The sequence below is a fragment of the Rhodoferax antarcticus ANT.BR genome, assembly GCF_001938565.1.
GTDB classification, from domain to species: domain Bacteria; phylum Pseudomonadota; class Gammaproteobacteria; order Burkholderiales; family Burkholderiaceae_C; genus Rhodoferax; species Rhodoferax antarcticus.
On record NZ_MSYM01000011.1, the window covers coordinates 191,094 to 216,976 of the forward strand.

General features: G+C 61.2%; 24 protein-coding genes. 9 read left to right on the plus strand and 15 right to left on the minus strand.

Annotation, left to right across the window (positions count from 1 at the left end):
• Positions 1-32 precede the first annotated feature (32 nt).
• From icmF to BLL52_RS07905, 4 genes are all read right to left on the minus strand, one after another.
• Positions 33-3,443: a fused isobutyryl-CoA mutase/GTPase IcmF gene (gene icmF, locus BLL52_RS07890; RefSeq protein ID WP_075586277.1), complete on the minus strand. Its 3,411-nt coding sequence runs from the start codon at positions 3,441-3,443 to the stop codon at positions 33-35.
• Between the two features lie 134 nt (positions 3,444-3,577).
• Positions 3,578-5,626 (minus strand): TRAP transporter large permease, encoded by a 2,049-nt coding sequence (locus BLL52_RS07895; protein WP_075586143.1) that lies wholly within the window; start codon positions 5,624-5,626, stop codon positions 3,578-3,580.
• Positions 5,623-6,249: a TRAP transporter small permease subunit gene (locus BLL52_RS07900; RefSeq protein ID WP_075586144.1), complete on the minus strand. Its 627-nt coding sequence runs from the start codon at positions 6,247-6,249 to the stop codon at positions 5,623-5,625. Before BLL52_RS07900 ends, BLL52_RS07895 begins: the two co-directional genes overlap by 4 nt.
• Before the next feature lie 75 nt (positions 6,250-6,324).
• Positions 6,325-7,443: a TRAP transporter substrate-binding protein gene (locus BLL52_RS07905; RefSeq protein WP_075586145.1), complete on the minus strand. Its 1,119-nt coding sequence runs from the start codon at positions 7,441-7,443 to the stop codon at positions 6,325-6,327.
• A gap of 278 nt (positions 7,444-7,721) precedes the next feature.
• On the opposite strand from BLL52_RS07905, the gene BLL52_RS22130 reads away from it, so the two are divergent.
• The 5 genes from BLL52_RS22130 (at position 7,722) to BLL52_RS20975 (ending at position 11,252) form a co-directional block, all read left to right on the plus strand.
• The gene (locus BLL52_RS22130) at positions 7,722-8,834 is read left to right on the plus strand and encodes an MBL fold metallo-hydrolase (protein WP_075586146.1); all 1,113 of its coding nucleotides are present in this window, start codon (positions 7,722-7,724) and stop codon (positions 8,832-8,834) included.
• A gap of 58 nt (positions 8,835-8,892) precedes the next feature.
• Positions 8,893-9,657: a type III pantothenate kinase gene (locus tag BLL52_RS07915; RefSeq protein WP_075586147.1), complete on the plus strand. Its 765-nt coding sequence runs from the start codon at positions 8,893-8,895 to the stop codon at positions 9,655-9,657.
• A gap of 48 nt (positions 9,658-9,705) precedes the next feature.
• Positions 9,706-10,665, plus strand: a complete 960-nt coding sequence (locus BLL52_RS07920) for a DNA cytosine methyltransferase (RefSeq protein ID WP_241839073.1) — start codon at positions 9,706-9,708, stop codon at positions 10,663-10,665.
• The gene (locus BLL52_RS20965) at positions 10,665-10,913 is read left to right on the plus strand and encodes a hypothetical protein (RefSeq protein WP_198930613.1); all 249 of its coding nucleotides are present in this window, start codon (positions 10,665-10,667) and stop codon (positions 10,911-10,913) included. The genes BLL52_RS07920 and BLL52_RS20965 overlap by 1 nt, the downstream gene beginning before the upstream one ends.
• A gap of 72 nt (positions 10,914-10,985) precedes the next feature.
• Positions 10,986-11,252 (plus strand): HNH endonuclease, encoded by a 267-nt coding sequence (locus BLL52_RS20975; protein WP_198930614.1) that lies wholly within the window; start codon positions 10,986-10,988, stop codon positions 11,250-11,252.
• A 122-nt stretch (positions 11,253-11,374) separates the two neighbouring features.
• On the opposite strand, the gene BLL52_RS07930 is transcribed toward BLL52_RS20975, so the two are convergent.
• On the minus strand, positions 11,375-12,586 hold the full coding sequence (locus BLL52_RS07930) for a M20 aminoacylase family protein (protein ID WP_075586148.1): 1,212 nt from the start codon (positions 12,584-12,586) through the stop codon (positions 11,375-11,377).
• Between the two features lie 450 nt (positions 12,587-13,036).
• A complete protein-coding gene (locus BLL52_RS20330; protein ID WP_139313341.1) occupies positions 13,037-13,621 on the minus strand; it encodes a hypothetical protein in 585 nt (194 codons plus the stop codon).
• A gap of 119 nt (positions 13,622-13,740) precedes the next feature.
• On the opposite strand from BLL52_RS20330, the gene BLL52_RS07935 reads away from it, so the two are divergent.
• The gene (locus BLL52_RS07935) at positions 13,741-15,834 is read left to right on the plus strand and encodes a molybdopterin-containing oxidoreductase family protein (protein ID WP_075586149.1); all 2,094 of its coding nucleotides are present in this window, start codon (positions 13,741-13,743) and stop codon (positions 15,832-15,834) included.
• Positions 15,835-15,864: 30 nt separating this feature from the next.
• Here the strand turns inward: BLL52_RS07935 and BLL52_RS07940 are convergent, their stop codons facing one another.
• From BLL52_RS07940 to BLL52_RS07955, 4 genes are all read right to left on the minus strand, one after another.
• On the minus strand, positions 15,865-16,458 hold the full coding sequence (locus tag BLL52_RS07940; RefSeq protein WP_198930616.1) for a LysE/ArgO family amino acid transporter: 594 nt from the start codon (positions 16,456-16,458) through the stop codon (positions 15,865-15,867).
• Between the two features lie 112 nt (positions 16,459-16,570).
• Complete coding sequence (locus BLL52_RS07945; protein ID WP_075586151.1) at positions 16,571-17,272, minus strand: hypothetical protein; 702 nt, start codon at positions 17,270-17,272, stop codon at positions 16,571-16,573.
• An 8-nt stretch (positions 17,273-17,280) separates the two neighbouring features.
• Positions 17,281-17,844, minus strand: a complete 564-nt coding sequence (locus BLL52_RS07950; protein ID WP_075586279.1) for a CinA family protein — start codon at positions 17,842-17,844, stop codon at positions 17,281-17,283.
• Positions 17,845-17,849: 5 nt separating this feature from the next.
• Positions 17,850-18,434: a phosphatidylglycerophosphatase A family protein gene (locus BLL52_RS07955; protein WP_075586152.1), complete on the minus strand. Its 585-nt coding sequence runs from the start codon at positions 18,432-18,434 to the stop codon at positions 17,850-17,852.
• A 109-nt stretch (positions 18,435-18,543) separates the two neighbouring features.
• Here BLL52_RS07955 and BLL52_RS07960 point away from each other — a divergent pair, with 109 nt between their 5' ends.
• Positions 18,544-19,281 carry a zf-TFIIB domain-containing protein gene (locus BLL52_RS07960; RefSeq protein ID WP_075586280.1) on the plus strand — a complete coding sequence of 246 codons (738 nt, stop codon included), beginning with the start codon at positions 18,544-18,546 and terminating at the stop codon, positions 19,279-19,281.
• Positions 19,282-19,456: 175 nt separating this feature from the next.
• Here the strand turns inward: BLL52_RS07960 and thiL are convergent, their stop codons facing one another.
• The 4 genes from thiL to BLL52_RS07980 form a co-directional block, all read right to left on the minus strand.
• On the minus strand, positions 19,457-20,455 hold the full coding sequence (thiL, locus tag BLL52_RS07965) for a thiamine-phosphate kinase (protein WP_075586281.1): 999 nt from the start codon (positions 20,453-20,455) through the stop codon (positions 19,457-19,459).
• Between the two features lie 4 nt (positions 20,456-20,459).
• Complete coding sequence (locus BLL52_RS07970) at positions 20,460-22,565, minus strand: site-specific recombinase (protein ID WP_083633849.1); 2,106 nt, start codon at positions 22,563-22,565, stop codon at positions 20,460-20,462.
• Between the two features lie 12 nt (positions 22,566-22,577).
• Positions 22,578-22,973, minus strand: coding sequence for a Co2+/Mg2+ efflux protein ApaG (gene apaG, locus BLL52_RS07975; RefSeq protein WP_075586153.1), 396 nt, complete (start codon positions 22,971-22,973; stop codon positions 22,578-22,580).
• Positions 22,974-23,173: 200 nt separating this feature from the next.
• Complete coding sequence (locus BLL52_RS07980; RefSeq protein ID WP_075586154.1) at positions 23,174-24,304, minus strand: phospholipase A; 1,131 nt, start codon at positions 24,302-24,304, stop codon at positions 23,174-23,176.
• Positions 24,305-24,556: 252 nt separating this feature from the next.
• On the opposite strand from BLL52_RS07980, the gene BLL52_RS07985 reads away from it, so the two are divergent.
• Both BLL52_RS07985 and BLL52_RS19940 read left to right on the plus strand, forming a co-directional pair.
• The gene (locus BLL52_RS07985) at positions 24,557-25,033 is read left to right on the plus strand and encodes a PRC-barrel domain-containing protein (RefSeq protein ID WP_083633850.1); all 477 of its coding nucleotides are present in this window, start codon (positions 24,557-24,559) and stop codon (positions 25,031-25,033) included.
• Between the two features lie 10 nt (positions 25,034-25,043).
• On the plus strand, positions 25,044-25,244 hold the full coding sequence (locus BLL52_RS19940; protein ID WP_083633851.1) for a hypothetical protein: 201 nt from the start codon (positions 25,044-25,046) through the stop codon (positions 25,242-25,244).
• Positions 25,245-25,283: 39 nt separating this feature from the next.
• Here BLL52_RS19940 and BLL52_RS07990 read toward each other — a convergent pair whose 3' ends face one another.
• Positions 25,284-25,682: a hypothetical protein gene (locus BLL52_RS07990; RefSeq protein WP_139313342.1), complete on the minus strand. Its 399-nt coding sequence runs from the start codon at positions 25,680-25,682 to the stop codon at positions 25,284-25,286.
• Positions 25,683-25,883: the final 201 nt, after the last annotated feature.

The window sequence follows — 25,883 nt, forward strand, 5'->3', positions numbered from 1 at the left end:
GCTGGTAGCTATCGTAAAGACAGCAAATCGCCTTACATATTGCGCCGGTACTGCCCACCCACTTCGAAGAGTGCATTGGTGATCTGGCCCAGTGAGCACACGCGCACCGCATCCATCAGCACCTCAAACACGTTCTGGTTGTCGATCACCGCTTGTTGCAGGCGTTTGATCTGCGCCGGGCTTTCGGCTGCGTGGCGTGTGTGGAAGTCGGCCAGCCGTGCCAGTTGCGACTGTTTTTCTTCGTCGGTTGAGCGGGCCAGTTCCAGCTTGTCGTTGACCGGGTCGCCATGCGGGTTGCGGAAGGTGTTGACGCCGATGATGGGCAGCTCGCCGGTGTGTTTGAGCATTTCGTAATGCATGGATTCATCCTGAATCTTGCCGCGCTGGTAGCCGGTTTCCATGGCGCCGAGCACACCGCCGCGCTCGGTGATGCGCTCAAACTCCAGCAGCACAGCTTCTTCCAGCAGCTCGGTCAATTCTTCGATGATGAACGCGCCCTGTGACGGGTTCTCGTTCTTGGCCAGGCCCCATTCACGGTTGATGATGAGCTGGATCGCCATGGCGCGGCGCACACTGTCTTCGGTGGGCGTAGTGATGGCTTCGTCAAAGGCATTGGTGTGCAGGCTGTTGCAGTTGTCGTAAATGGCAATCAGCGCCTGCAGCGTGGTGCGGATGTCGTTGAACTGGATTTCCTGTGCGTGCAGGCTGCGCCCGCTGGTCTGGATGTGGTATTTCAGCTTCTGGCTGCGCTCGTTGGCACCATACTTTTCTTTCATGGCCACGGCCCAGATGCGCCGTGCGACTCGGCCCATCACGGTGTACTCGGGGTCCATGCCGTTGCTGAAGAAGAAGCTCAGGTTGGGCGCAAAGTCGTCAATGTGCATGCCGCGCGCCAGGTAGGCTTCGACAAAGGTGAAGCCGTTGGATAGCGTGAAGGCCAGTTGGCTGATCGGGTTGGCCCCGGCTTCGGCAATGTGGTAGCCACTGATCGACACGCTGTAGAAGTTGCGCACGTTGTGGTGCACAAAGTAGCTGGCAATGTCGCCCATCACCTTCAGGCTGAATTCGGTGCTGAAGATGCAGGTGTTTTGGCCTTGGTCTTCTTTCAGAATGTCGGCCTGCACGGTGCCACGCACATTGGCCAGCACCCATTCCTTGATCTTGGCAGCCTCGGTGTCGGTGGGGTCACGGCCGTTGTCGGTGTTAAATTTTTCCAGGTTCTGGTCGATTGCGGCATTCATGAACATCGCCAGGATGCTCGGCGCCGGCCCGTTGATGGTCATGCTCACGCTGGTGTTGGGGCTGCACAGATCGAAACCACCGTAAAGCACTTTCAGGTCGTCAATGGTGGCAATAGAGACCCCGGAGTTGCCGACTTTGCCGTAGATGTCCGGACGCGGATCGGGGTCGTTGCCGTAGAGCGTGACCGAGTCAAATGCGGTGGACAGCCGCTTGGCGGCCATGCCCGAGCTAAGCAGCTTGAAGCGCTTGTTGGTGCGAAACGGGTCGCCTTCACCGGCGAACATGCGGGTGGGGTCTTCGCCTTCGCGCTTGAAGGCAAAGGTGCCGGCGGTGTAGGGGTAGCTGCCAGGCACGTTGTCGAGCATCAGCCATTTCAGGATTTCGCCATGGTCCTCGTATTGGGGCAAGGCCACTTTGCGAATCACCGTGCCGCTCAAGGACTTGGTGGTGAGCGCGGTGCGGATTTCCTTGTCGCGGATCTTCACCACGTACACATCGCCTGCGTAGGCCTTTTGCATTTCGGGCCACTGGGCTACCAGTTTCCTGGCTGCCGGGTCCTGGTTTTGTTCGCGCCGCTGGGCCAGTTCGGTGGCGGCCTGCGCCGCATCACCCTGGCTGGGCTTGTCTTGCGTCAGCAGGGTGGCGGCACCGTGCAGTTGCTGAATCTCGCGGGCCAGGCGCGCCTGGGCCAGCGCGTTGCGTTTGTAGCCACGCACCGTGTCGCTGATCTCGGCCAGGTAGCGGGTGCGTGCGGCAGGCACCACCGGCATCTGGTTGGAGCTAAAGCGCACCGCCACACAGGGCAGAACACTTGTCTTGACCGGCATGCCCAGCGCCTGCAGACGTGCCAGCAAGGCTTGGTACAGCGCGGTGACACCGTCGTCATTGAAACGTGCGGCCATGGTGCCAAACACCGGCATCTCGTCGACGGGCGTGGTCCAGGCTTCTTTGTTGCGCTGCACTTGTTTGGATACATCGCGCAGCGCATCGCTGGCGCCCTTGCGGTCAAACTTGTTGATGGCGACAAACTCGGCAAAGTCGAGCATGTCGATTTTTTCCAGCTGGCTGGCCGCGCCAAATTCAGGCGTCATCACATACAGCGGCACATCCACATGCGGCACGATGGCCGCGTCGCCCTGGCCGATGCCGGACGTTTCCACAATGATCAGATCGAAACCCGCCACCTTGCAGGCGGCAATCACATGGGGCAGCGCGGCGCTGATCTCAGAGCCGAAATCGCGCGTGGCCAGACTGCGCATAAAAACCCGCGCGCCGGTATCGCCGTCGGGCCGCCCCAAGGCGATTCCAGCCCCCTCGGGGGGCAGCGAATCACACGCAGTGGGGAGCGTGGGGGCATGTTTTGTCCACGGCGTGATCGCGTTCATGCGGATACGGTCGCCCAAGAGTGCGCCACCGCTCTTGCGCCGACTCGGGTCGATGCTGATCACCGCCACCCGCAGCACGTCGCCTTGATCGAGCCTAAGGCGGCGGACCAGCTCGTCGGTGAGCGACGATTTGCCCGCACCTCCGGTGCCTGTGATTCCCAAAACCGGTATCTTTTTAGTAGCTGCTAGCGCTTGTATATCAAGGGTTAGCGCCTTAAAAGACTCTGAAAAATCACCTTTGTCGACGCCGGAGGCTTGTTCATTCTCCAGCGCAGTGATGAGCTGCGCCAGTGCGCGCCAGTTCTGGTCGGTGTGGCCCTGAATCGCCTCGATGCTGGTGGGGGCAAAGCCGCTGATGTCTGTGTCGCAGTGCATCACCATCTCGCCAATCATGCCAGCCAGACCCATGCGCTGACCGTCTTCTGGGCTGAAGATGTGCTGCACGCCGTAGGCATGCAACTCGGCGATTTCACTGGGTACGATCACGCCGCCGCCGCCGCCAAAGACCTTGATATGTTCGCCGCCACGTGCGCGTAACAGGTCCACCATGTATTTGAAATACTCCACATGCCCGCCCTGATAAGAGCTGATGGCAATGCCCTGCACATCTTCCTGCAAGGCGGCGGTGACGACCTCGTCGACGCTGCGGTTGTGGCCCAGGTGGATCACCTCCGTGCCCATGCTTTGCAGGATGCGGCGCATGATGTTGATGGCAGCATCGTGCCCGTCAAACAGGCTGGCCGCGGTGACAAAACGCACCTTATGGGTGGGGCGGTAGCTGGCGAGGGCCTTCAAATCGGTGGACAGGTCGGTCATGGGGTAGGTCTCTGTTGACTTGTTTTGCGAGGTTGACGTTGACGTAAACGTCAATGCAGGCGGCGATGTTAGCGGGTTTCGCGGCAAAAGGGGCGCAACTGCGCCCCTTTTGCCGAGACAGGTTGGCGCTGGCGCTATTTGTACAGAACCTGCGGCAGCCACAGGCCAATCGCCGGGAACAGGTACAACAGCACGATGGCAACCACTTGGATGCCCATGAAGGGAAGCATCCCGGCAAAAATCTGGTTCAGCGTGACATGCGGCGGGCTCACCCCTTTCAGGTAAAACGCCGACATGGCCACTGGCGGGCTCAGGAAGGCCGTTTGCAGATTCAGCGCCACCAGCAGGCCAAAGAACAGCGGGTCAATGCCAAAGTGCGGCAGCAGCGGGATGAAGATCGGCATGAAGATGACGATGATCTCGGTCCACTCCAGAGGCCAGCCCAGCAAAAAGATGATCACCTGCGCCATGATCATGAATTGCACCGGCGTCAAATCCATGGACAGCACCCAGGTGTTGACCAAGTCTTGCCCGCCCAGCAGCGCAAACGCTGCCGAGAAGATGCTGGAGCCAACAAATAGCCAGCAGACCATGGCGCTGGTCTTGGCTGTGAGGTAGACCGACTCGCGCATTACCGTCATGTTCAGCCGCCGGTAGGCTGCTGCCAACAGCAGCCCACCCATGGAGCCCATGGCTGCCGCCTCGGTAGGCGTGGCCAAGCCAAAGACGATGGTGCCTAGCACCGCCATGATCATCACTGCCAGCGGGAAGAAAGAACCCAGCAGCATCTTGAAGATTTCCAACTGCGCGAAGCTGAAAAACGCATAGAACAGCGCCAAACCAGCCACACAAATGACGACAGCCACCCAGTAGCTATTAGGCGTTGGCTGGCGCTCGGCAACGGCCACTGGGGTTGTGGCGTTGGGGCTGGCAGCGGCGGCCGACTGAGCGGTTGGCGTCGCCATTACTGTGGTAGCTGGGGCAGAGGGCGCAGCCGTTTTGACGGCATCGTCTGCCGCCAAGCCCATCGGTTCGGGTGCAGCATCAAACCCCATTGGTTCAGGCTCGAAATCTCCACCCAGGGACTGAAGTGCTTCGTCGGCGGGGGGCTCGCTTAAGCCTCCATCTACCTCTGGTTCTGCCAGGCCGCCATCGCCAGCAGAGCTGTCTTCGGCGCTGTCAAACGAACCGAAGCCCATGGCTTGCACACCCTCAGTTTCATCAACAGGCAATGGTGCGGTCAGTTGCATATAAGCCAGCCCCAAGGCGCCAGCTACAACCAGTGCTGGTAGCAGGGTGATGCCCAACTGGCCCAGCAGCGTGCCCATGGGCACATGCGCGTTGCACTTGCCCTTGAGGGCACCCAGCAGCCCACTGAGGGCCTTGCTGGTGCCAGACTCAGTGATGGCGGTTGCCAAAGGAGGCAAGGGCACATAGCGTTCCTCAGCCGACATCGGCGGTGCCATTTTGGGCTTCAGTTTAGCCAGAATGACCACGTACACGATATACAGGCAGGCCAGCATCAGGCCAGGGAAAAACGCCCCGGCGTAGAGCTTGACCACCGACACCCCAGCTGTGGCGCCATATACGATCAACATCACCGATGGCGGAATCAAAATACCCAGGCATCCGCCTGCGGTGATGGCCCCGGCTGACAGCTGCACGCTGTAACCCGCTTTGAGCATGGCGGGCAGCGCCAGCAAGCCCATCAACGTGACCACCGCGCCGACGATACCGGTGGCGGTAGCAAAAATAGCGCAGGTGATGATGGTGGCCACCGCCAGAGAGCCCGGCAGGCGCGCCGTGGCCAGGTGCATGCTCTTGAACAGCTTTTCGATCAGGTTCGCACGCTCGATCAAGTAGCCCATGAACACAAACAGCGGGATAGAGATCAGCACGTCGTTGGCCATGACCGCGTAGGTGCGTTGCACCATCAGGTCCAGTGTTTGCTGCACCGCCAGACTCGGATTTTCACTTTGATAGGCAAACCATGCAAACACCATGCCCATGCCCATGAGAGTAAAGGCGGTGGGAAACCCCAGCATGATCGCCACCACCACCAGGGCCAACATGAGCAGCCCCACGTGGCCATTGGTCATCGACTCAAAGGGCGGCAGTAGCAAAAAAGCAGCCAGAACCACGCCTGCCATGATGGTCAGACCGAACCAAACTTCGCGTCTCATGAAGGCTTCCTGTTGGGGTTGTCGATGTACTCGTCCAGCTTGGCAATGTCTTCGTCTTTGACATGCACCATGTCTTTGAGCTTCTTAATGTCGACCTCAGCCACGTCATCTCCGCGTGAGGGCCAGTCACCCACTTTCAGACAAATGATGCAGCGAATGATTTCTGCCAAACCCTGTAGCAGCAAAATCGCGCCAGCTATGGGGATGATGGTCTTGAACGGGTAAATCGGCGGGCCATCGGCGGTGATGTTCGAGTGCTCGTTGATGGCCCAGGAATCGGCGGCGAAGCTGTACCCAGCCCAAGCCAGCGCGACCACGCCCGGTATGAAAAACAGCAGATAAAGCGTCAGATCCAGGCCGGCTTGCAAGCGGGGCGGAAAAAAGCCGTACAGCACATCGCCCCGCACATGGCCGTTTTGCGACAGGGTGTAGGCCCCGGCGGTCATGAACAAGGTGCCGTACATCATGCTCATCACATCAAACGCCCAGGGGTGGGGGTTGTCCAGCACGTAACGCGAGAACACCTCCCAGGAAATCATCAGCGTGAGTGCCAGGATCAGCCAGGCGCAGGTTCGACCCACAAAGGCGCTGATCTTGTCTACCGACAGCAGAAATTTTTGCATCTTCAACCCACATCAAAAAATCAGCCATTCAGAGCAACCCTGAATGGCTGATGAACGAGCGCCTAGAACAGGCGATCAGGCTTTTTTGGCACCAAAGAAGTGGTTCACTGCCATGCGGCGGTTAACGTTGGTGTCCTGGTCCCACTTCACGGCGCGCATAGCAAACACACGTTGCGACTCAAGAATTTCCTTGAACATGGGGTTTTCGGCAGATTTCTTCTCGATGATCTCTGACCACAGCTTGAGCTGGTCTTGCAGCACCGTGTCGGGTGTTTTGTAAAACTTGACCTTATCTTTGGTTTGCAGCTCGACATAGTCCTGCGAGTAGCGGTCGATGGCTTTCCATGACATATCTGCCGAGGCCGCCTCGGTAGCCCCGGCGATGACGGCTTTCATCTTGGCTGGCAGCGCGTCGTACTTGGTTTTGTTGAACATGATCTCGAAGGTTTCCGAGCACTGGTGGAAGCTTTGCAGCATGCAGACTTTGGACACATCCGGGAAACCTAATATGCGGTCAGACGACGCATTGTTGAACTCGGCGCCGTCCAGCAAACCTCGGTCCATGGCGGGCACAATCTCGCCGCCTGGCAGCGCGTTCACCGCGGCGCCCATGGCCGTGAACATGTCAATGGCCAAGCCATTTGTGCGGAACTTGAGGCCCTTGAAGTCAGCCGACTTGGTGATGGGCTTCTTGAACCAACCCAACGGCTGGGTCGCCATCGGGCCATACAGGAAGGACTGCACGTTCATGCCAATAGACCCGTACAGCTTGGACAACAGCTCAGCGCCACCACCGTACTTGTGCCAGGCCAAGAGCATGTTGGCATCCATGCCGAAGGCCGGGCCGGAGTTCCACAGCGCCAGCGCGTTTTGCTTGCCGTAGTGATAACCCAGCACACCGTGTCCGCCGTCAAGCGTGCCTTTGGACACCGCTTCCAACAGGCTGAAAGCCGGCACCACCGAACCCGCAGGCAACACTTCAATTTTCAGGTCGCCACCGGTCATGTCGTTGACCTTTTTGGCATAGTCCAGCGCGAATTCGTGGAAGATGTCTTTGGCAGGCCAAGTGCTTTGCCAGCGCATGCTGATCGGGCCGGTCTGCGCCTTGGCGATCATCGGTGCGGAAACGGCACCAGCGGCAACAACGGCGCCTTTAAGTAGGCTGCGCCGGCGAGGGGTTTTGCTATCGTTCAAGGGAGTCTCCTGTGGATGGAATGGGAAGGGTTGATTTTTATCAGTATCCAGATAGCGCAGCGCTAGGGTTTTCACTCGTCTCGGGTGAAGCATTCAAAAAAGACTTTTTACTTTTTTGCAGGCTATGGCGTCCCAAACACCGTATTGCCTTGTCGTGTTGGTGACAATGGCGGCGCGGTCATTGGCTTGGCCTGGCATCTGTCGGTATATTTAAGGCCAGCGCCGTCGTCCGACGGCAACCCTGACTCTTTGTGATTTAACCAACCGGACTGCTCACCATGAAACCTATCCAACTGTTTGATACCGCCTCTTCAACCTTCACCTATATTTTGTTTGACGCCGCCAGCCGCGAGGCGGTCATCATTGACCCGGTGGACGACCAGGTGCAGCGCGACCTGGAGGTGCTGCGTGAGTACGGCCTGAAACTCATTTGGGCGCTGGAAACTCACGCCCATGCCGACCACATCACCAGCGCGGGTCAACTGGCCGAGCTGGCGGGTGCCAAAACCACGGCGCCTGCAGGCTGCGGCATCACCACCGCGTCAGTGCAGCTGGCCGATGGCGAGGTGCTGCGCTTTGGCGCCGAGCAAATCCGTGCGCTGCACACCCCCGGTCACACTGCGGGCAGCATGAGTTTTGTCTGGCGCGACCATGTGTTTACCGGTGACACGCTGTTGATCGACGGTTGCGGCCGCACCGATTTTCAATCAGGCAGCAGTGCGGCGCTGTTCCACAGCCTGACCGAGGTGCTTTTCAAGCTGCCCGACGACACCACCGTCTGGCCAGGGCACGATTACCAGGGGCTCACCCAGTCCAGTATTGGCCGGGAAAAAGCCACCAACGCCCGTGTAGCGGGCAAAACCCAGGCCGAGTTCGTCGCCATCATGGACGCTTTGAACCTGCCCCCGCCCAAGCGCATTCAGGAAGCGGTGCCTGCCAACCTGCAATCGGGCCTGCGGCACGACGCGCCCGTAGCGCACGAACTGGTGCAGCGCCAGGCTGACGGGTATGCGGGCGATGTGTCTGCCACCCTGGCTTACCAGTGGTTTGAGGCGGGTGAGGCGGTGCTGGTGGATGTGCGCACCGACGCCGAGCGCGCTTGGGTGGGCTTTGTGCCCGGCGCCGTTCCGGTAGCCTGGAAGCAGTGGCCCGGCATGGACATGAACCCTGAATTTGACAACCAGGTGCTGGCGGCCGGGCCCGCGGACAAGAAGGTGCTGTTTTTGTGCCGCAGCGGGGTGCGCTCAGTGGCGGCAGCCAAGCGTGCCACCGAGTTGGGCTTGCAGGCTTACAACATTCTGGAAGGTTTTGAAGGCGACCCCGATACGAACGCCCAGCGCAACCGCCGTGGCGGCTGGCGCTTCAACGGGCTGCCCTGGCGCCAGGGCTAGCAGCTTTGCCCCAAGTTGGGGCGCTTTTCGCCCCTGTTTTGTGCCGATAATCCGCGCCATGACTTTTTTGGCGATCGACATTGGCAACACCCGGCTCAAGTGGTCGCTGTATGCCTCGGCAACGCGTGACGCAGCGATGCTGGCGCAGGGCGTTGAATTTCTGGAGCACATCGAAAAACTGGCCGAAGGCGGCTGGGCCAGCATTGCCCCGCCGCGCCATGTGCTGGGTTGCGTGGTGGCGGGTGATACGGTGCGCCGCCGGGTTCAAGAGCAGATGGAGCAGTGGGACGTGTTCCCTCAGTGGGTGGTGGCCAGTAGCTATGAGGCGGGCGTGAACAATGGCTACGACTACCCGGCCCGCCTGGGTGCTGACCGCTGGGTGGCGATGATTGGCGCCTGGCACCGCTGTCTGGCGCGCGGCCCGGCCCGCCCGTTGGTGGTGGTGATGGTGGGTACCGCCGTCACGGTGGATGCCATTGACGCCAGCGGCCGCTTTCTGGGCGGGCTGATCCTGCCGGGCCACGGCATCATGTTGCGTGCCCTGGAATCTGGCACCGCCGGGCTGCATGTGCCTACCGGCAATGTTGTCGAATTCCCCACCAACACCAGCGATGCGCTCACCAGCGGCGGCACCTTTGCCATCGCCGGGGCAGTAGAGCGCATGGTGGCGCATCTGCGCCAGCGTTGCGGTGCTGAGCCCTGCTGCGTGATGACCGGCGGCGCCGGCTGGAAGATGGCCCCCAGCATGCCCAGCCAGTTTGAGCTGGTGGATAACCTGCTGTTTGACGGCTTGCTGGAAATGGCAGCCCGCCGGTTTGTGTAAATAAGCCGATAATCTAACTGTAAATAAATACAGTTAATGATGTCAAACATGAATTCTCTTGAACTCTGCGCTGGTGCTGGTGGACAGGCCCTAGGACTGGAACGCTCTGGTTTTGAGCACGAAGCTTTGGTCGAGATTGATGCGGCTGCCTGCAACACGCTGCGGCAAAATCGTCCGCATTGGAACGTGATTGAGGGCGATTTGTCGCAATTTGACGCGACTTCTTTTCGCGGTGTGGATTTGGTAGCGGGTGGCGTGCCTTGCCCCCCGTTTTCAAAAGCGGGCAAACAACTGGGTGCAAGCGACGCCCGTGACATGTTCCCCCAGGCGATTCGCATCGTCAGCGAGACACGCCCGCAAGCGGTCATGCTGGAAAACGTCAGAGGTTTGCTGGACGCAGCCTTTGCAGATTATCGGCAGCACATTGCGACGCAGCTGACAGCCATGGGCTACTGGGTCGACTGGCATCTCTTCAATGCAGCTGACTTCGGCGTCAGCCAACTTCGCCCGCGTGTCATTTGCGTGGCCCTTCGCCATGAAGTTGCTGAACATTTTCATTGGCCAGTTCCAAGTCTGCAACTGCCACCGACGGTGGGGAACCTTCTTGACGACTTGATGAAAGCCAAGGGCTGGAGAGGTGCTGAGGCTTGGCGCATGAAAGCCAACGGTATCGCGCCCACCTTAGTGGGCGGCAGCAAAAAGCATGGCGGACCAGACCTTGGGCCGACGCGCTCACGGCAGGCCTGGTTGACACTTGGCGTGGACGCAAGGGGCTTGGCTGATGAAGCGCCCGACGAGGACTTTACTGGCATGCCACGTCTGACCACGCGCATGTGTGCACGTGTTCAGGGTTTTCCTGATGGCTGGCAGTTTGCAGGAAAGAAAACCCCTGTCTATCGGCAAGTTGGCAATGCCTTCCCACCACCCGTTGCACATGCGGTCAGTGCCGAAATTGCGCTGGCCATTGAAAAAGCTGCGGCAACCCGACTGTTTAAAAGGGCGGCGTAATGGCCATTCCTAAGGTTAAACAACACGCCATAGCCAGAGGTGCACGCGCCAAGTTGAGGGCCTACTTTCTTGCGCATCTGGGTCTTGTGTTGGGATCAGATGAACTCCGATTGGTCGCAGGCAACATCAGTGAATGGGCGCGGCGCATTCGCGAGTTACGCTCAGAAGAGGGTTATCTCATCCTGACCCACAACGATAGGGCTGATTTGAAACCCGGCGAATACTTGCTTGAGACTGCCAAGCCCTAACCCGCTTTTGCCAGAGGCGTTTCCAAAGAAACCCGCGCCTTTGTACTGGATCGCAACGGGTTTACCTGTCAGATGTGTGGTGCCGTCGCAGGCGAAGCACATCCCTATGACCCAACCAGAAAAACCCGCTTGCACATCGGCCATGTCCTAGACAAGAGCTTGGGTGGTTCTGACGACGCCAACAATCTGAAAGCCATCTGTTCGGTCTGCAATGAAGGTGCCGCGAACGTCACCCTGCAACGCCCCGACCTGAACAAACTCCTGGTGCAAGTCCGACGCGCCACCGCTGCCGATCAGCGCGAACTGCTTAAGTGGTTGAAGACAAAATTCAAGGAATGAATTTGGCGGCAAATTTTGCGCGAATGTCATCGGCCTTAGTAAGCGGTGACGGTAATAACAACAGACAAAGCGATCATTTGCATAAAAAATGCCTGTAGCCCTTGTTCAGACTGCATATCGCGCTACAGTTTTGATAAGGGTTGCGTCAACCACTTTTGCGCCAGCCGCACCCAGTAAGTGGCCCCCAGCGGCAGCAGCGCGTCGTTGAAGTCGTAACTGGCGTTGTGCAGCATGCACGGCCCGGCGCCGTGGCCCATTTCGCGGTGGTCGCCGTCACCGTTGGCGATGAACGCATAGCACCCCGGCTTTTGCAGCAGCATGAAAGAAAAGTCTTCCGCGCCCATGGTCGGTTCCTGCACCTGGACCTTGTCGGCGCCCACAATGTCGGCCATCACCTGGCGGCAAAACTCGGCCTCAGCGGCGCTGTTGATGGTGGGCGGGTAATTGCGCCGGAATTCAAACTCGGCACTCAGGCCAAACGCCGCGCAGAGCTGTGTCGTCATGTCCTGCATGCGCTGCTCAATGGCATCCAGTACCTCCAGCGAAAAGGTGCGCACCGTGCCTTGCAGCTCCACTGTATTGGGGATGACGTTGGTAGCTTCGCCCGCGTGGATCATGGTGACCGAGATCACCCCAGCGTCGATCGGTTTGATATTGCGGCTGATGATGCTCTGAAACCCCTGCACCAGTTGACACGCCACTGGCACCGGGTCCAGCGCGTTATGCGGCATGGCGGCGTGGCCGCCTTTGCCTTGAATGATGATCTTGAATTCGTTGCTCGACGCCATCACCGGCCCGGCGCTGGCGGCAAAAAAACCGACATCGGAGCCCGGCCAGTTGTGCAGGCCAAACACGGCTTGCATGGGAAACTGTTCAAACAGGCCGTCTTTGATCATCTCGCGCGCGCCGCCGCCGCCTTCTTCGGCGGGCTGGAAGATCAGGTAAACCGTACCGTCAAAGTCGCGATTTTTTGCCAGGTACTGCGCAGCCGCCAGCAGCATGGCGGTGTGACCGTCGTGGCCGCAGGCGTGCATCTTGCCGGGCTCAAGGCTGGCGTGGGAAAAGGTGTTGGCCTCCTGCATGGGCAGCGCGTCCATGTCGGCGCGCAGGCCCAAAGCGCGGCCATTGGCACCGCCGTCACGCCCATGAACGATGCCGACCACGCCGGTGGTGCCGAGCCCGCGATGGATCGAGATGCCCCATTCGGTGAGCTTTTGCGCCACCACCTCAGCGGTGCGGATCTCTTTGAAGCACAGCTCCGGGTGGGCGTGAATGTCGCGGCGCAGGGTGGCGATTTCTGGGCTGTTCTGGGCGATGGCGTCGATGAGTTTCATGGCGGGTGGGGCAGGTTGCGTGGGGCCAAGTAGCTGGAAAGGCATTATGGTGCTGGGCTGGGAATCCTTTTTGTGGGTGGTGCTGTTGTGGCTTTAGGTTGTTGCTGGTGTTGGTGTTTTTGTGCATCGTTTGTGGGTCGTGGGTTGTGGGTTGTGGGTTGTGGGTTGTGGCTTGTGGCTTGTAGGTGCGCCGGGGTGGGTATGGCTGGGGGCCTCATGCTGGGGTTACCAGAAAAATCGGCCCCCAGCCATACCCACCCCAGCTTGACCGGCGACTCGGATGTGCGAAGGATGGGAGACAGAACACCGAGGGCCGACCACTTAAAGTTCGATGTTGTATCTGACTTGCGGTCGCAGCCACAACCACAGCCACAGCCGGCTTGGTCGTTGCGCCTACCGTTACGTTCACCGTCACCGTCACTTCTGCCGTCTGATTTTGGCAACTGGTTTTCAAACCTCCGCGCCCCAAAGTCGTTGGTAGCACTGGGGCTGGCAGGGCCGGGTGCCGATTTTTCTGGTACTCCAGCATGAGGCGCCCGGCCCTGCCTGCCCCAGTGCCACCTGAGCCAGACGCACCACCCGTGCCCCAGTGCCACCTGAGCCAGACGCACCACCCGTGCCCCAGTGCCACCTGAGCCAGACGCACCACCCGTGCCCCCAGTGCCACCTGAGCCAGACGCACCACCCGTGCCCCAGTGCCACCTGAGCCAGACGCACCACCCGTGCCCCAGTGCCACCTGAGCCAGACGCACCACCCGTGCCCCAGTGCCACCTGAGCCAGACGCACCACCCGTGCCCCAGTGCCACCTGAGCCAGACGCACCACCCGTGCCCCAGTGCCACCTGAGCCAGACGCACCACCCGTGCCCCAGTGCCACCTGAGCCAGACGCACCACCCGTGCCCCAGTGCCACCTGAGCCAGACGCACCACCCGTGCCCCAGTGCCACCTGAGCCAGACGCACCACCCGTGCCCCGGTGCCACCTGAGCCAGACACACCACCCGTGCCCCAGTGCCACCTGAGCAAGCGGTTTCACCGGTTTCCCTGTGCCCCAATGGCTCCAACTGCACGACCCGCAAGTTGGCAGTTTGGCTGTTGTGGATGCTCAAACCGGGATATGCTCTTTCCCACCTTTTCGCCCCGAAACAGCCCACCATGCCCCACAGCAATCCCCGTCCCGGCCCGCAATCGATTCAGATCATCGGCGCCTGCCCGCACGACTGTCCGGACACCTGCTCGATGCTCACCACCGTTGAAAACGGTGTGGCCGTCAAAGTGCAGGGCAATCCGAACCACCCGCATACCGACGGCGCGCTGTGTGCGAAGGTCTCGCGCTATACCGAGCGCACCTACCACCCTGAGCGCACCCTGCAGCCCATGAAGCGCGTTGGTACCAAAGGCAGCGGCCAGTTTGAGCCAGTGAGCTGGGACGAGGCATTGGGCGACATTGCCAACCGCCTCAAAGCCATTGCCGCGCAAGACCCGCAAGCCATTCAGCCCTACAGCTACGCTGGCACCATGGGCCTGGTGCAGGGCGAGGGTATGGCCGGGCGGTTTTTCAACAAGCTGGGTGCGTCAATGCTGGAGCGCACCATCTGCGCCTCTGCTGGCGGGGCGGGGCTGGTGCACACGCTGGGCGCCAAGGTTGGCATGCGGGTGGAATTTTTTGCCGAGGCCAAGCTGATCATCATCTGGGGCAGCAACTCGATCACCAGCAATTTGCACTTCTGGCGCTACGCCAACCAGGCCAAACGCGCCGGCGCCAAACTTATCTGCATCGACCCGCGCAAAAGCGAAACGGCTGACAAATGCCATGCGCATATTGCCCTTCTGCCCGGTACAGACGGTGCTTTGGCGCTGTCGATCATGCAGCAGCTCGTTGTCAATGACCGGCTCGACCATGACTACCTGGCGCGTTACACGCTGGGTTGGGCGCAGCTGCGTGAGCGCGCTCTGCAGTGGCCGCCAGAGCGCGCCGCTGCCGTCTGCGGCATTGAAGCAGCGCAGATTGAAGCGCTGGCGCGCGACTACGGCGCGTGTGCTGCCAGCGCCAGCCAGTCCACAGGCGCGCAAGGCCCAGCCGCCATCCGCATGAACTATGGGCTGCAGCGGGTGCACGGCGGTGGCAACGCGGTACGGCTGATCGCCATGCTGCCGGCGCTGATCGGCGCTTGGCGGCATCGCGCCGGGGGCGTGTTGTTGTCGAGTTCGGGCGCGTTTGCGGTGCAGCGCGCCAAGCTGGAGCGGCCTGACCTGCTGGCCGGGCGCACGCCACGCACCATCAACATGACCACCATTGGCAACGATTTGCTGCGCCCGGCCAGCCCCGAGTTTGGCCCGAAGGTGGCGGCGTTGATCGTCTACAACAGCAACCCGGTGGCCATCGCACCAGACTCGGCCAAGGTGGTGGCGGGTTTTGCGCGTGAGGATTTGTTCACCGTGGTGCTGGAGCATTTTCAGACCGACACCGCCGATTACGCCGACTACATCCTGCCCGCGACCACCCAACTGGAGCACTGGGACGTGCACTCAAGCTACGGCCATACCGACGCGCTGTTGAACCGCCCAGCCATCGCGCCGCTGGGCCAGGCCAAGCCCAACACGCAGATTTTTCGTGAGCTGGCCGCGCGCATGGGGTTCGATGAGCCATGTTTTCAGGACACCGACGAAGCCCTGTGCCGCCTAGCTTACGGTGATGCGGTCGATTTCAATGCGCTGCTGGAAAAAGGCTTTGTCACCTTGCCCATGTCCGAGGCCCCGTTTGCCCAGGGCAACTTCCCCACGCCATCGGGCCAATGCGAGTTTTTCAGCCAGCGCCTGGCAGACCGTGGGCTGGACGGCTTGCCCGACCATGTGCCGAACCACGAAGCGGCCCACAGCTCCAAAGCCTACCCGCTGGCGATGATTTCACCGCCGGCGCGCAACTTCCTGAACTCGACCTTTGTCAACGTGACCAGCCTGCGCAACAGTGAAGGCGAGCCACTGCTGGAAATGCACCCCGTAAACGCCGCAGCCCGCCAGATTCAGGACGGCAGCACGGTGCGCGTTTTCAACGCGCGTGGCGAGCACCGCTGCCGCGTCAGCCTGAATCACCGCGCCCGTGTTGGCGTGGTGCACGGCCTGGGCGTGTGGTGGCGCAAGTTTGGGCTGGACGGCACCAATGTCAATCAGCTCACCAGTCAGGCGCTGACCGACTTGGGTAACGGACCGACGTTTTACGACTGTCTGGTGGAAGTGCAGGCGGCCTGAGCTGCGCCCCGCGATGAAAGCAGAGTCACCTCAGCCGCGCAGTAGCAGCACCGCCAGCGACCCCATCACCAGCGCAATCAGCGCGTCGAGCGCGCGCCAGGCGGTGTCGCGCTGGAACAGCGGCGCCAGATAGCGTGCGCCAAACCCCAACGCTGAAAACCACAGCACGCTGCCAGTAGCAGCACCGGCGCCAAACACCCAGCGCCCGGCTTCGCCATGCTGGTTGGCAAGCGCGCCCAGCAGCACCACCGTGTCCAGATACACATGCGGGTTCAAAAAGGTGAAGCCAAAGCAGGCTGCCAGCGCCCGGCCCAGTGTGGCGCCCTGTCTGGCATCGAGGTTCATGTGCCCGCCCACCCAGGCGCGCCGCGCTGCCAGCAGGCCGTAGCTGGCCAGAAACAGCGCGCCGCCATAGCGCGCCAGGGCCAGCAGCTTGGCATTGCCCTGGATCAGCATGCCCGCGCCGCCAATGCCAGCGGCAATCAGCAGCGCGTCTGATAGAGCGCAAAACAGCACGATGGGCAACACATGCTCGCGGCGGATGCCCTGGCGCAGCACGTAGGCGTTTTGCGAACCAATGGCGACGATCAGCGCCAGCCCGGTGGCAAAACCACTCCAGAAAATCACCGATCGGACTCCGGGCTGGAGGTGAAAGCTATATACAAAATCAGGCTCTATCCCTTGAAGCTAAAGCGGTGATAGCTATCTAAAAAAGAGCAATCAGGGCTTGAAAAATTCAAGGCTTGGATAACGTGGCGCTTTCAATCAGCACTTTGTAGGTATAGCCCATGCCCAGGTCGACGTTGCTGCGTAGCGTGCCAGACACGGTGAGCACGTCGCCAATTTGCGCGCTGGCGCTCGAGGTGGCCAGAATGTCGTGGTTTTGGGTGACCGCGCTGCCGCTGCCGTCTTGCAGGTGCAGCCAGTTTTTGCCCATGATGTCGGCGCTGAACTTGACTACCGTGGCGCTCAGGCGCACCGGTTTGTTATTGAGCTGCCCCGCCTTGGCATACAGATCGGCCACGGTGTAGGCGTTGTTGCCGCTGGCCTTGGCCAGTTTGGCGACCGCCACGGGTGCGACCTGGGCGACTCCTTCATGCGGGTTGCCTGCCCCGGCGGGCGCACCCACGAGGCTGCCAAAAACGATGCTGGTGAAAGTTTTGCCGAGCGATTTGCTCTCAAAGTTGTCCATCACCATCTGCGCCTCGACGCTTACGGTGCTGCCTTTAGCCACAGCCGCCTTGTCCACCACCGCCCATTGCTCGCCCTTACCTGTTTTGATGCGAAGGTAGGTGTAGGGCGCCACGTCACGCACTTGCAGCACCACGCCGGTGATTTTTTCGCCAGCAGTCGGCTTGGCCGATGGCGTGGCGTGCAGCAAGGGCGCAGCGGCGATCAGGCCGACGCCCAGAAGTTTGTGCAGAGTGAACAGTTTCATAGTCGCTTTCATATCAATGGGTCGATCGGGTGCAAGGTAGGGTGCAAGGGCTTCGCCTTGTCTTCGGGCAATTCGATCAGGCTCAGCAGCCGCGTCAGCGCATGTTGAACGGTAGCCTGGCGCACGGCGGCGCGGTCGCCATCAAAGTGCCTGACTTCGCTTGTCACGCCAGCCGGTGTGGCCCAGCCAAACCACACGGTGCCAATCGGTTTTTCCGGGCTGCCACCGCCCGGGCCAGCCACACCGGTGACCGCTATCGCCACCTGGGCGTGTGAGTGCGCCAGCGCACCGGCGGCCATGGCGCGTGCCACGGGCTCGCTGACCGCGCCAAACTGGTCAATCAGGCTGGCGTCCACAGCCAGCAACTCGGTTTTGGCGGCGTTGGAGTAGGTGACAAAACCGCGCTCAAACCAGTTGCTCGACCCTGCCAGATCGGTGCAGGCCGCAGCAATCATGCCGCCAGTGCAGCTCTCAGCGGTGGCCAGCAGCCACTGGCGTTTACATAAGAAATCGGCCACTAGCCCGCATAGCGCTTGCGTGGATAGCTCTTGATTTAAGAGTGTTTCAGACATGCTTTTTACCACCAGACGCGCCACAGCGCGATCACCAGCAGCGTGCAAAACGCGGCTACCAAGTCGTCCAGCATGATGCCCCAGCCCGCTTTGCGCCAGGCGGCAGGGTCGGTGGCCGGGTCTACGCCATGGTAGAGCTGGTCGGCCCAAGCCACCGGGCCGGGCTTGGCGGCGTCAAAAAACCGGAACAGCGCAAACGCCGCCGCCTGGCCCCAAAACTCCATCGGGCTGGCCAGCCACAACACCCCCCAGAAGGCGGCAATTTCGTCCCAGACGATGCTGCCCGGGTCCATCACCCGCATGTGCCGCGCGGTGATCGTGCAGGCCCACCAGCCGAGCAGCACACTGACGGCGATCAGCACGCCCCATTGCGTGTCTGACAAGCGGTTTTGCAGCAGCGCAAAGCTCAGCCAGGCCCACAGCGTGCCAGCGGTGCCGGGCGCTTTGGGGCTCAGCCCCGAGCCAAAACCCAGCGCCATCACATGCGCTGGGTGCGCCATCATGAAGCGGCTGGTGGGCGCAATGGGGTCCAGCGGCGCGTCGGCTCCGCGATAGGGTACGTCCTGGGCGGTTGACGAGTCGGTTTGCATGGCGCAATTATCGGTTTCAAACTTGCGCTTGTTGATGCCGTGCGCTTATCGCATGCGCCTCGGTTTAATATCAGTGCCGCCCTGCCCACACGCCTCACCTGCTGCTGCCATGCTTCGCCCGCCCGCCTGTCCCTCCTGCAAAACCGTCATGACGGCACATTCCCTGCCCAGTGTGGCGGGGGGGCAGGTCGAGATTGACCTGTGTTTTTCCTGCCGGGGACTCTGGTTTGACCCAATGGAAAATCTGAAGCTCTCCCCGGCCGCGGTGGTCGAATTGTTCAAGGTGTTGCACGCCCACCGTCATGAGGGGGTAACGGCGCTGGCGCAAAAGCTGGCTTGCCCGCGCTGCAACCGCGTGCTCGTCCAAGGCTTTGACGTGGTGAAAAGTGGTCGCTATATCACCCAGCGCTGCCCGCAGCGGCATGGCCGTTTCAGCACCTTTTCCGCTTTCATGATCGAAAAAGGCTTTGTGCGCCAGCTCACCGCGCTGGAGATTGACGACATGGCGCAGCGCCTGGGGGTGATCAACTGCAGTAATTGCGGCGCGCCGGTGGACTTGCGCAAAGACCAGGCTTGCCCGCATTGCCGCTCTGCGCTGTCGCTCTTGGACCCACAGGCAGTGGAGCGGGCGCTGGTGGGTTACGAGTCTGCCGCGCGGGCGTCAGAAGGCGTCAAATTGCCGCAACTGGCCGACGCGCTGGTGATGCTGGAGCGCGACCGCGTGCAGGCTGCGTGCGAAGCCAAAACCCACCAGACGGGCCGCCTGACCTGGCCCGATGGCCGTGCACAGGGCGCGGTGGATTTGTGGGCGGCCGGCCTGTCGCTGGTGTGGAAGGTGTTGAAGTAAGGGACTTCAAGGCGACGGTTTAACGTGAAATACAGCCGTTATTGCGCCCCCCGCTGCGTCGTTGCGAACGCATTGAAACCATCCATGTCGGCGCATTGCATGGATTGCAGCGTCGCTACGCTCCTCGCAATGGCGGTTTTTTCATGTGTCTGGGTAGCTGATTGAACCCGCCGTTTTAAGCAAAGTGATCAAACGACGTGTAGCTGTTGGCCAGTGGCTGGCCCTGGCTGTCAATCAGCCGCAGCCCGGGCTCGGCGTTGATCTGGCCGATGCGGGTCACCGGGGTTTGGCTGGCGCGGCTGGCGGCCTGCACCGCCTCACGCAAGTGCGCTGGGGCGGTGAACAGCAGTTCGTAATCATCGCCGCCAGACAGCGCGTAGCGGCGCCACTTGTCTTCTGATAAATTTATATTAAATTGGCCTCTAACCCTTATGGATAAAGCGCGAGTAGCTATTAAAGATGTAGCGACATCAGCATCCACAGTGGCACCCATGGCCGAGCTTTCCAGGATGTGACCTAGGTCGCCGAGCAGGCCGTCGCTCACATCTAGCGCTGCACTGGCGACGTCGCGCAAAGCCAGCCCCAGGGCGACGCGGGGTGTGGGCTGCTCCAGCCGCAGGCGGGTGGCGACCAACACGTCATCCGGCAGGACCGTTTTGCCGAGCAAAGCGTCTAGCGCGAGCCGGGCATCACCCAGCGTGCCGCTCACATAGATGTCGTCACCCGGCTGCGCACCCGAGCGCAGCAGCGCCTGCGAGCGGCCAGCCACGACAGGCACCTCGCCAAACACGGTGATGCAAATATTCAGCGGCCCGCAAGTGGTGTCGCCGCCGATCAGCTCGCAGCCATGCGCGTCTGCCAGCGCCAACAAGCCTTGTGCAAAGGCCGCCAGCCAGGACTCGTCCACTCTGGGCAAAGACAGCGCCAGGGTAAAGGCGAGCGGTTGCGCGCCACAGGCCGCCAGATCGCTCAGGTTTACTGCCAAAGATTTGTGACCCAGCCGGCAAGGGTCGGTCTCAGTCAAAAAATGGCGGCCTGCCACCAGCATGTCGGTTGAGATGGCCATCTGCGTGCCCGGGCGCGGTTGCAGCAGGGCACAGTCGTCACCCACGCCCAGCACCGCACGGCGCGCCGGGCGTTTGAAGTAGCGGGCGATCAGGTCAAATTCACCCATGAACTCACTCCTGCGTGGTGCCATCTTTAGTGGTTTGGTTTGCAGCGTTGGGCGGCGCTGCCGGGGTATGGGCGTGGGTGTCGGTGTCGGTTACCACGCCAGCGGCTTCGGGTTCTGGCAAGAAAAAGCTGCGAGTGCGACGGCGAAGGCGTTGGCGCAGGGCCGCATAGATGTTGTCGCGCTGCACGCCGGTCAGGTTGTGCGCGCGCAGGGCCAGCTGGAAAGCCATGTAAAAACTCACCCCCACGTTGAGCAAACCCGTCACCACGATCCCAAGCACGCACCACCAGAAGGCACTTTGGTAAAAAATCTCCAGCCCCAAGCTGGCCGCGGCAGCGGCCAGCTGTCCGGTGGACAGGGTGACGTGGCGCACATCCAGGCCGAGCCCGAAAAACCCGGCAAAGGCCGGCACCAGCCCGAGCATCAGCCCCAGCGACACATTGGCGCTCAGGCCCGAGATGTTGTTGCGCATGAAGGTGGCCCAGCGGTCGGCACGCGCAGTGCCCAGCACCGCAGTGAAGCGCGGGTTGTAGCGCATGGCCGATTCCAGCCGGTGCAGGGCAAACCAGTTTTCGGTCCAGCCCGCGATGATGCTCGACGCAAACAGCAGCACACCGGTGAAGGCGGCAAACAGCGCGGTGGGGCCCAGCAAGGTCAATTCGTTCAGCACATGCTCGGCCGTCGCCGCATCGATCATCGGGCGGCCGACGCTGAACCACAGCACGGTGCTGATCAGCAGCACCGCAGGCGCAACCAGCGCCAGGTTGCCCACAATGGCAGCCGCCTGTGAGCGCACCAGGTGCGCTACCTCGTCCACAAAACCGTCGATGGCACCGGGGTTGCTCAGGTCTTTGAGCTTGGCCGCCATCGCCGGTGCCGTCATGGCCGGCTGTTTGGTGGCCACCGTCCAGTGCAGCAGTTGGATCAGTACAAAGCTCAGCGCGTAGTTCATGCCGGCGAAAAAACCGCCCCAGAAGGCCGACAGACCTGCCGACAGCACCACAAACTTGACCAGTGTGGTGATCGACATCACCGCACCGCCGCCTGCGGCGTCGCGCAGCATCTGCATGTACTCGCCGCGGTTGCGGGTGATGTAGTGCTCGCCGGTTTCCGAACTGCGCTCAGCCACCTTGGCGGCCAGCATGGAGGAGTTGGTGGCGATCAGCGCGCGCAGGCTCCGGCGTTTCTGCCCGACGGTGACCAGGTGCGCCAACAACTGCGCGGTGTCACGCTGCGGCGTGGCGGAAAACAGGCAGTCCAGCAGAGCGCGCACGCGCAGCAGCCGCTCGCGCAACTGGCGCAACTGGAACACCAGATTGACCGAGATGCCGTGCGCCTGCAGATGGGTGTACACCGATGCCGCCGCCTGGCGGCATTGATCCAACTGCTTCCGGTAGTGCTGCAGCGCGTGCTTGCACTGCTGCGTGGGTTGCTGCGGGTTCTCGCGCCAGGCGCTGAGCAGTGTCTCCAGGTCTGAGGTCAGGGCATGAAACTGTCCCGCATCGCGCGCAGATGCACTCATGCGCAGGCGCAACTCCGGTGAAAACCCGGCGGCGCGGATCTGGCTGGCGCAGAAGTTGACGGCTTCCATCAGCTCCGCCTGCCAGGTGCTGGGCTCTGTGTGCGCGGTGTCCTGCGCTTGGGCGGGCGGGGGGCATTCGTTGCGCAGCAGGTCGCCTAGGCGCGCCAGCAGCGTGGCGTCCAATTTGCTCAACCATTGCGCGTCCATCGGATGGTTCAGCACCAAGGTAAACAGGGTCGAGGCGTCAGTGGTTTCCGGGGTGCCGGGTAGCAGCTTGAGGCGGATGCGCTCCAGCAACTCGCTCAGGAAGGCGCTGCGCGAGGCAAACCCGTGGTCGGCCAGCAGGGCGGTGGCATCAACCGTGTCAAGCAGGCGCTGCCACCAGAGTTGAAAGCGCACCCGATCCGTGGGGCGCTGCTGCAGTGCGTCTAGCAGCAGGCTCACCCGGGCGTGTGTTGCAGTGACTGAGCGTGCATCGCCGCGCAACCAGGCCACCAGCTTGATCAGCCACAAATGGCGTTGCACCCCGCTAGCGTCGGGGTCAAGCTGGGTCAGCAGTTCGCACAGGTCGGTGGATGACGGCTGCATGCAGGTTCAGGGTCAGTCCCGTTGGCCCGCGCTGGCGCTCAGGGCGTCCAGCACAAACATGGGCACATCCACATCGAACTTTTCGCCGTCTTCGGCCACGCAGAAATAACTGCCGTGCATGGTGCCGGTAGGTGTCTGCAAGCGGGTGCCGCTGGTGTACTCAAACGCTTCGCCGGGCTGTAGCAGCGGCTGGCGCCCAACCACGCCCAGGCCCTTGACCTTTTCGTGGTGGCCGTCGGCGTCGTTGACGTTCCAGGTGCGCGAGATCAGCTGCGCCGCCAGCGTGCCAGTGTTGCGCACCGTGATGGTGTAGGTGAAAAAATAGATCGCCTGCGCAGGGTCAGACCGCTGTGGCTGGTAACGCGGCTTGACCTGAACGTGGAACTGATAAGTGGGTGGTTTTGGCATGGCAGTGCAAAGGGCCAACAAGAGGTTCAGACCGCACCAGCGCCCCTAAAGGCGTGTGTGCAGCGGCGAAAGCGGATTATGAACGCAAGCGCAAAGGAGCTGAAGTGGCCTAGCCAAGTTAGGGTGATGCATATGCGTTTAAGCATCAAATAAGCCTCTAGCCCTTATTCTATATGCGCCAGCAGCTACATATTAAATAGCTACCAGTCGACCAAACTGAGCCCTACGCTGAGCACGGTGCGCCGGCGGTTGTAGTCAATGAGCGAATCACCGTAGCCTGAGAACACTTGGGTGTGCAATTGCAGGCCACCGGGTTTGCCGCCGCCGTCGTCGGTGCTGTTGAGCTTGCGCAGCCACTCCAGCTTGACCGAGCCGTTGGCCTTGGAGCGCAACGAATGGCGCATGGTCAGGCCAAACGTGTTTTTCAAGTCAGGGTTCCACAGGCCTGTGAGCTCGCTGCGGCCGACTAGGTCGCTGATCTCGGGGTTGTCGTCGCTGCCACTTTTCTCGGGCAGGCGGTACCAGAGCTTGCCGAGCAGCTGAAACTCAGGGCCGTTTTCCAGCCCGGCCATCAGTATGGCGCGGTTCCAGCTGCGTGACAGCGGCAGCGGCTGGCCGTTGGAATTGTGGTTCAGCGCCAGCCCGGCGTAGCGCAGCCGCCAGTTGCCCGGCAAATCCAGGTCGGTCGGGTAGATGTAGATCAGCTCAGGCTCGTGGTCGGTGGTGCGAAACGGGCGCGACAGGTCGCCGCTGAAGATTTGCCAGTTGGACTGCTGGGAGTAGCCAAACCACAGCGAGTCGCGCTTGAGCGGCTGGTTCTGCGTCAACATGCCCTCGGCGATTTTTGTGCGCACCGAGAGCTGGATACGTGTCTCGGTGGTGCGGAAAGCCAGCGCGCTGGTGGCCCGGTGGTCGGGCAGCACCGAGTCGGGTTGGGTGTTGACGCTGTTCGAGCCAATCACCGACAGACTGATCGGCTTATAGCCGCGTATGCCAAAGGTGCCGCAATTTGTACCGGCTTCCAGTTCCCAAAAGCGAGACAGTTCCGAGAATTGAGCGTCTTTGCAGTCATGGGCGGTGGGCGCCACCATGGCGATAACCACTGGCGCGGTGGCGGGCTGTGGGGGTGCTTCAGGCGCAGACGCAAGAGGTGGCGGGCTGGCTTGCGTCGCCGCCCACTGGTCAAAGCAGTGCAGGCGAGCCGCGGTGTCACCGCTCAAGGCGCTGCATTGCTGCCAGCCGGGTACCTGAGTTTTTGTGGCATTTTCGGCTGTAGCCCATGTGGGTAATGCGGTTATAGCTATTAATAGTGAAGCAAATAAAGGTTTCATGACGGGTGGCGTTGCGGTTGATCCGGTGCCGTTTGAGTCGCTGGCGGCAAGGGATAAGGCTCACATTTTGCCTTGTGGCGATATCAGCGCTGTGCGCCGCCCTCGCGCCACGTGCGCGGCTGCCTAACCGGGCGGGTACGCCGACGCACGGACGCTGTGTGGGCGCAGCACCTACAAACAGGGCTGAACCCACCCAGCCAGCCGACCGCGCTGGTGGTTGGCCCCGTCCCTCCACTTCAAAGGCGCGTCATCATGAAAACATCCGTCTCCATCCTCGCACTCTCCTTGGCCGGCGCTTTTGCGGTTCATGGGTCGGCCACCGCCCAAGTGGCGGGCACCACCACCACCACCGGCGTCAGCATTGTGGAATCGACCCAGCTTGCACTGGGCTGGAGCGTCAAGAAAACTTTGCTGGGCGCCACCATCTACAACGAAACTGGGCAGAAGGTTGGCAACGTGCAGGACATCATCATTGCGCCGGACCAATCCGTGTCCTACGTCATCGTCGGTGCGGGTGGTTTTATTGGCATCGGTCGGCACGACGTGGCTATTGCCGCCACACAGATCCAGAGTCAGGCGGGCAAACTGGTGATTGCCGGCGCTACGGTCAATCTGATCAGAGCCATGCCGCAATTTGAATACGCCGACGACAGCGACATTGCACGGCGCGCCCAGTTTGTGAGCGCCGCTGAAAAAGACATCACCCGCGGCAGGGCCCTAGCTGGCTGAACTGGACAGGATGGCCGCTGACGCCAGCGCCGACGCCAAAGCCAAGATCGACCTGGACATCACCACCCTGCGGCTGGACGTGGAGTCTGCCCAGGCCAAGGTGGCCAAGCTCAACCAGGCGGCAGCGAACCGCTGGCGTGAATTTGAAGCCAGCGTGAGTGACGCCACCGCACGGCTGCGTGAGTCCATCGAACAGACACGGGCACAGTGAAGTAGCGCGCCAGCGGCCGGTAAACGGCTGCTGGCTGGGTCACTCAAGTTGGCAGTTGCCAGCCCGTAGGCCGTACTGGGCAAAGTACTTGCGCGCGATCACGACCAACTCGGCCTGCGAGGGGTGGCCCACCCTTTCATACCCAGCGATGAGCTTGGCGGTGTGTGGCCGGTGTTGGTCAACAAAGCGCCCAAAGTCCGCCAATACCTGCTGCCTGCCGCTGATCAATGCCTGGGTAACGCCATCAAGGGCATCACAGACCTCACCAAAAAATGCGTGCTTTGAGTGCGTGTCGTTGGCGTGCTGGCATGTCACATGCTGAGGCACCTGCGACTTGTCGTCCTGGGGATGTCTGCGGCCAAACCGCACCACCAAGGCGCAATGGTCATCGACAAAGACCACGGCGTGCAAGAGGTTCATAGCTATGGCGTCGTTCATCAAAAACTGATCCTGGTTTGAAACCTCCCCCTTCAGGGGGATAGAATTCATTTGGGAGAGGGGTAACCTCTTCCAAATTCGCCCCGTAAGGGGCGTGGATTGAAACATAAACGGCTTGGCAAGTAGGAAATGCGCTGTGGCGGGGCGCCAGTGGTTTAGAAGAAGTCGGACCTTAGACCTGCTGCGGCTTGTGATCTGTGC

What these genes read in the sequence shown, in the direction of transcription:
- BLL52_RS07945 (WP_075586151.1), bottom strand. Translation starts at nt 17,272, where the DNA reads ATGAAACTGTTCACTCTGCACAAACTTCTGGGCGTCGGCCTGATCGCC.
- BLL52_RS07930 (WP_075586148.1), bottom strand. Translation starts at nt 12,586, where the DNA reads ATGAAACTCATCGACGCCATCGCCCAGAACAGCCCAGAAATCGCCACC.
- BLL52_RS07895 (WP_075586143.1), bottom strand. Translation starts at nt 5,626, where the DNA reads ATGAGACGCGAAGTTTGGTTCGGTCTGACCATCATGGCAGGCGTGGTT.
- apaG (WP_075586153.1), bottom strand. Translation starts at nt 22,973, where the DNA reads ATGCCAAAACCACCCACTTATCAGTTCCACGTTCAGGTCAAGCCGCGT.
- BLL52_RS07920 (WP_241839073.1), top strand. Translation starts at nt 9,706, where the DNA reads ATGAATTCTCTTGAACTCTGCGCTGGTGCTGGTGGACAGGCCCTAGGA.
- icmF (WP_075586277.1), bottom strand. Translation starts at nt 3,443, where the DNA reads ATGACCGACCTGTCCACCGATTTGAAGGCCCTCGCCAGCTACCGCCCC.
- BLL52_RS07935 (WP_075586149.1), top strand. Translation starts at nt 13,741, where the DNA reads ATGCCCCACAGCAATCCCCGTCCCGGCCCGCAATCGATTCAGATCATC.
- thiL (WP_075586281.1), bottom strand. Translation starts at nt 20,455, where the DNA reads ATGGGTGAATTTGACCTGATCGCCCGCTACTTCAAACGCCCGGCGCGC.
- BLL52_RS07955 (WP_075586152.1), bottom strand. Translation starts at nt 18,434, where the DNA reads ATGCAAACCGACTCGTCAACCGCCCAGGACGTACCCTATCGCGGAGCC.
- BLL52_RS20975 (WP_198930614.1), top strand. Translation starts at nt 10,986, where the DNA reads ATGTGTGGTGCCGTCGCAGGCGAAGCACATCCCTATGACCCAACCAGA.
- BLL52_RS22130 (WP_075586146.1), top strand. Translation starts at nt 7,722, where the DNA reads ATGAAACCTATCCAACTGTTTGATACCGCCTCTTCAACCTTCACCTAT.
- BLL52_RS19940 (WP_083633851.1), top strand. Translation starts at nt 25,044, where the DNA reads ATGGCCGCTGACGCCAGCGCCGACGCCAAAGCCAAGATCGACCTGGAC.
- BLL52_RS07985 (WP_083633850.1), top strand. Translation starts at nt 24,557, where the DNA reads ATGAAAACATCCGTCTCCATCCTCGCACTCTCCTTGGCCGGCGCTTTT.
- BLL52_RS07915 (WP_075586147.1), top strand. Translation starts at nt 8,893, where the DNA reads ATGACTTTTTTGGCGATCGACATTGGCAACACCCGGCTCAAGTGGTCG.
- BLL52_RS07970 (WP_083633849.1), bottom strand. Translation starts at nt 22,565, where the DNA reads ATGCAGCCGTCATCCACCGACCTGTGCGAACTGCTGACCCAGCTTGAC.
- BLL52_RS07950 (WP_075586279.1), bottom strand. Translation starts at nt 17,844, where the DNA reads ATGTCTGAAACACTCTTAAATCAAGAGCTATCCACGCAAGCGCTATGC.
- BLL52_RS07900 (WP_075586144.1), bottom strand. Translation starts at nt 6,249, where the DNA reads ATGCAAAAATTTCTGCTGTCGGTAGACAAGATCAGCGCCTTTGTGGGT.
- BLL52_RS07960 (WP_075586280.1), top strand. Translation starts at nt 18,544, where the DNA reads ATGCTTCGCCCGCCCGCCTGTCCCTCCTGCAAAACCGTCATGACGGCA.
- BLL52_RS07990 (WP_139313342.1), bottom strand. Translation starts at nt 25,682, where the DNA reads ATGAACGACGCCATAGCTATGAACCTCTTGCACGCCGTGGTCTTTGTC.
- BLL52_RS07980 (WP_075586154.1), bottom strand. Translation starts at nt 24,304, where the DNA reads ATGAAACCTTTATTTGCTTCACTATTAATAGCTATAACCGCATTACCC.
- BLL52_RS20965 (WP_198930613.1), top strand. Translation starts at nt 10,665, where the DNA reads ATGGCCATTCCTAAGGTTAAACAACACGCCATAGCCAGAGGTGCACGC.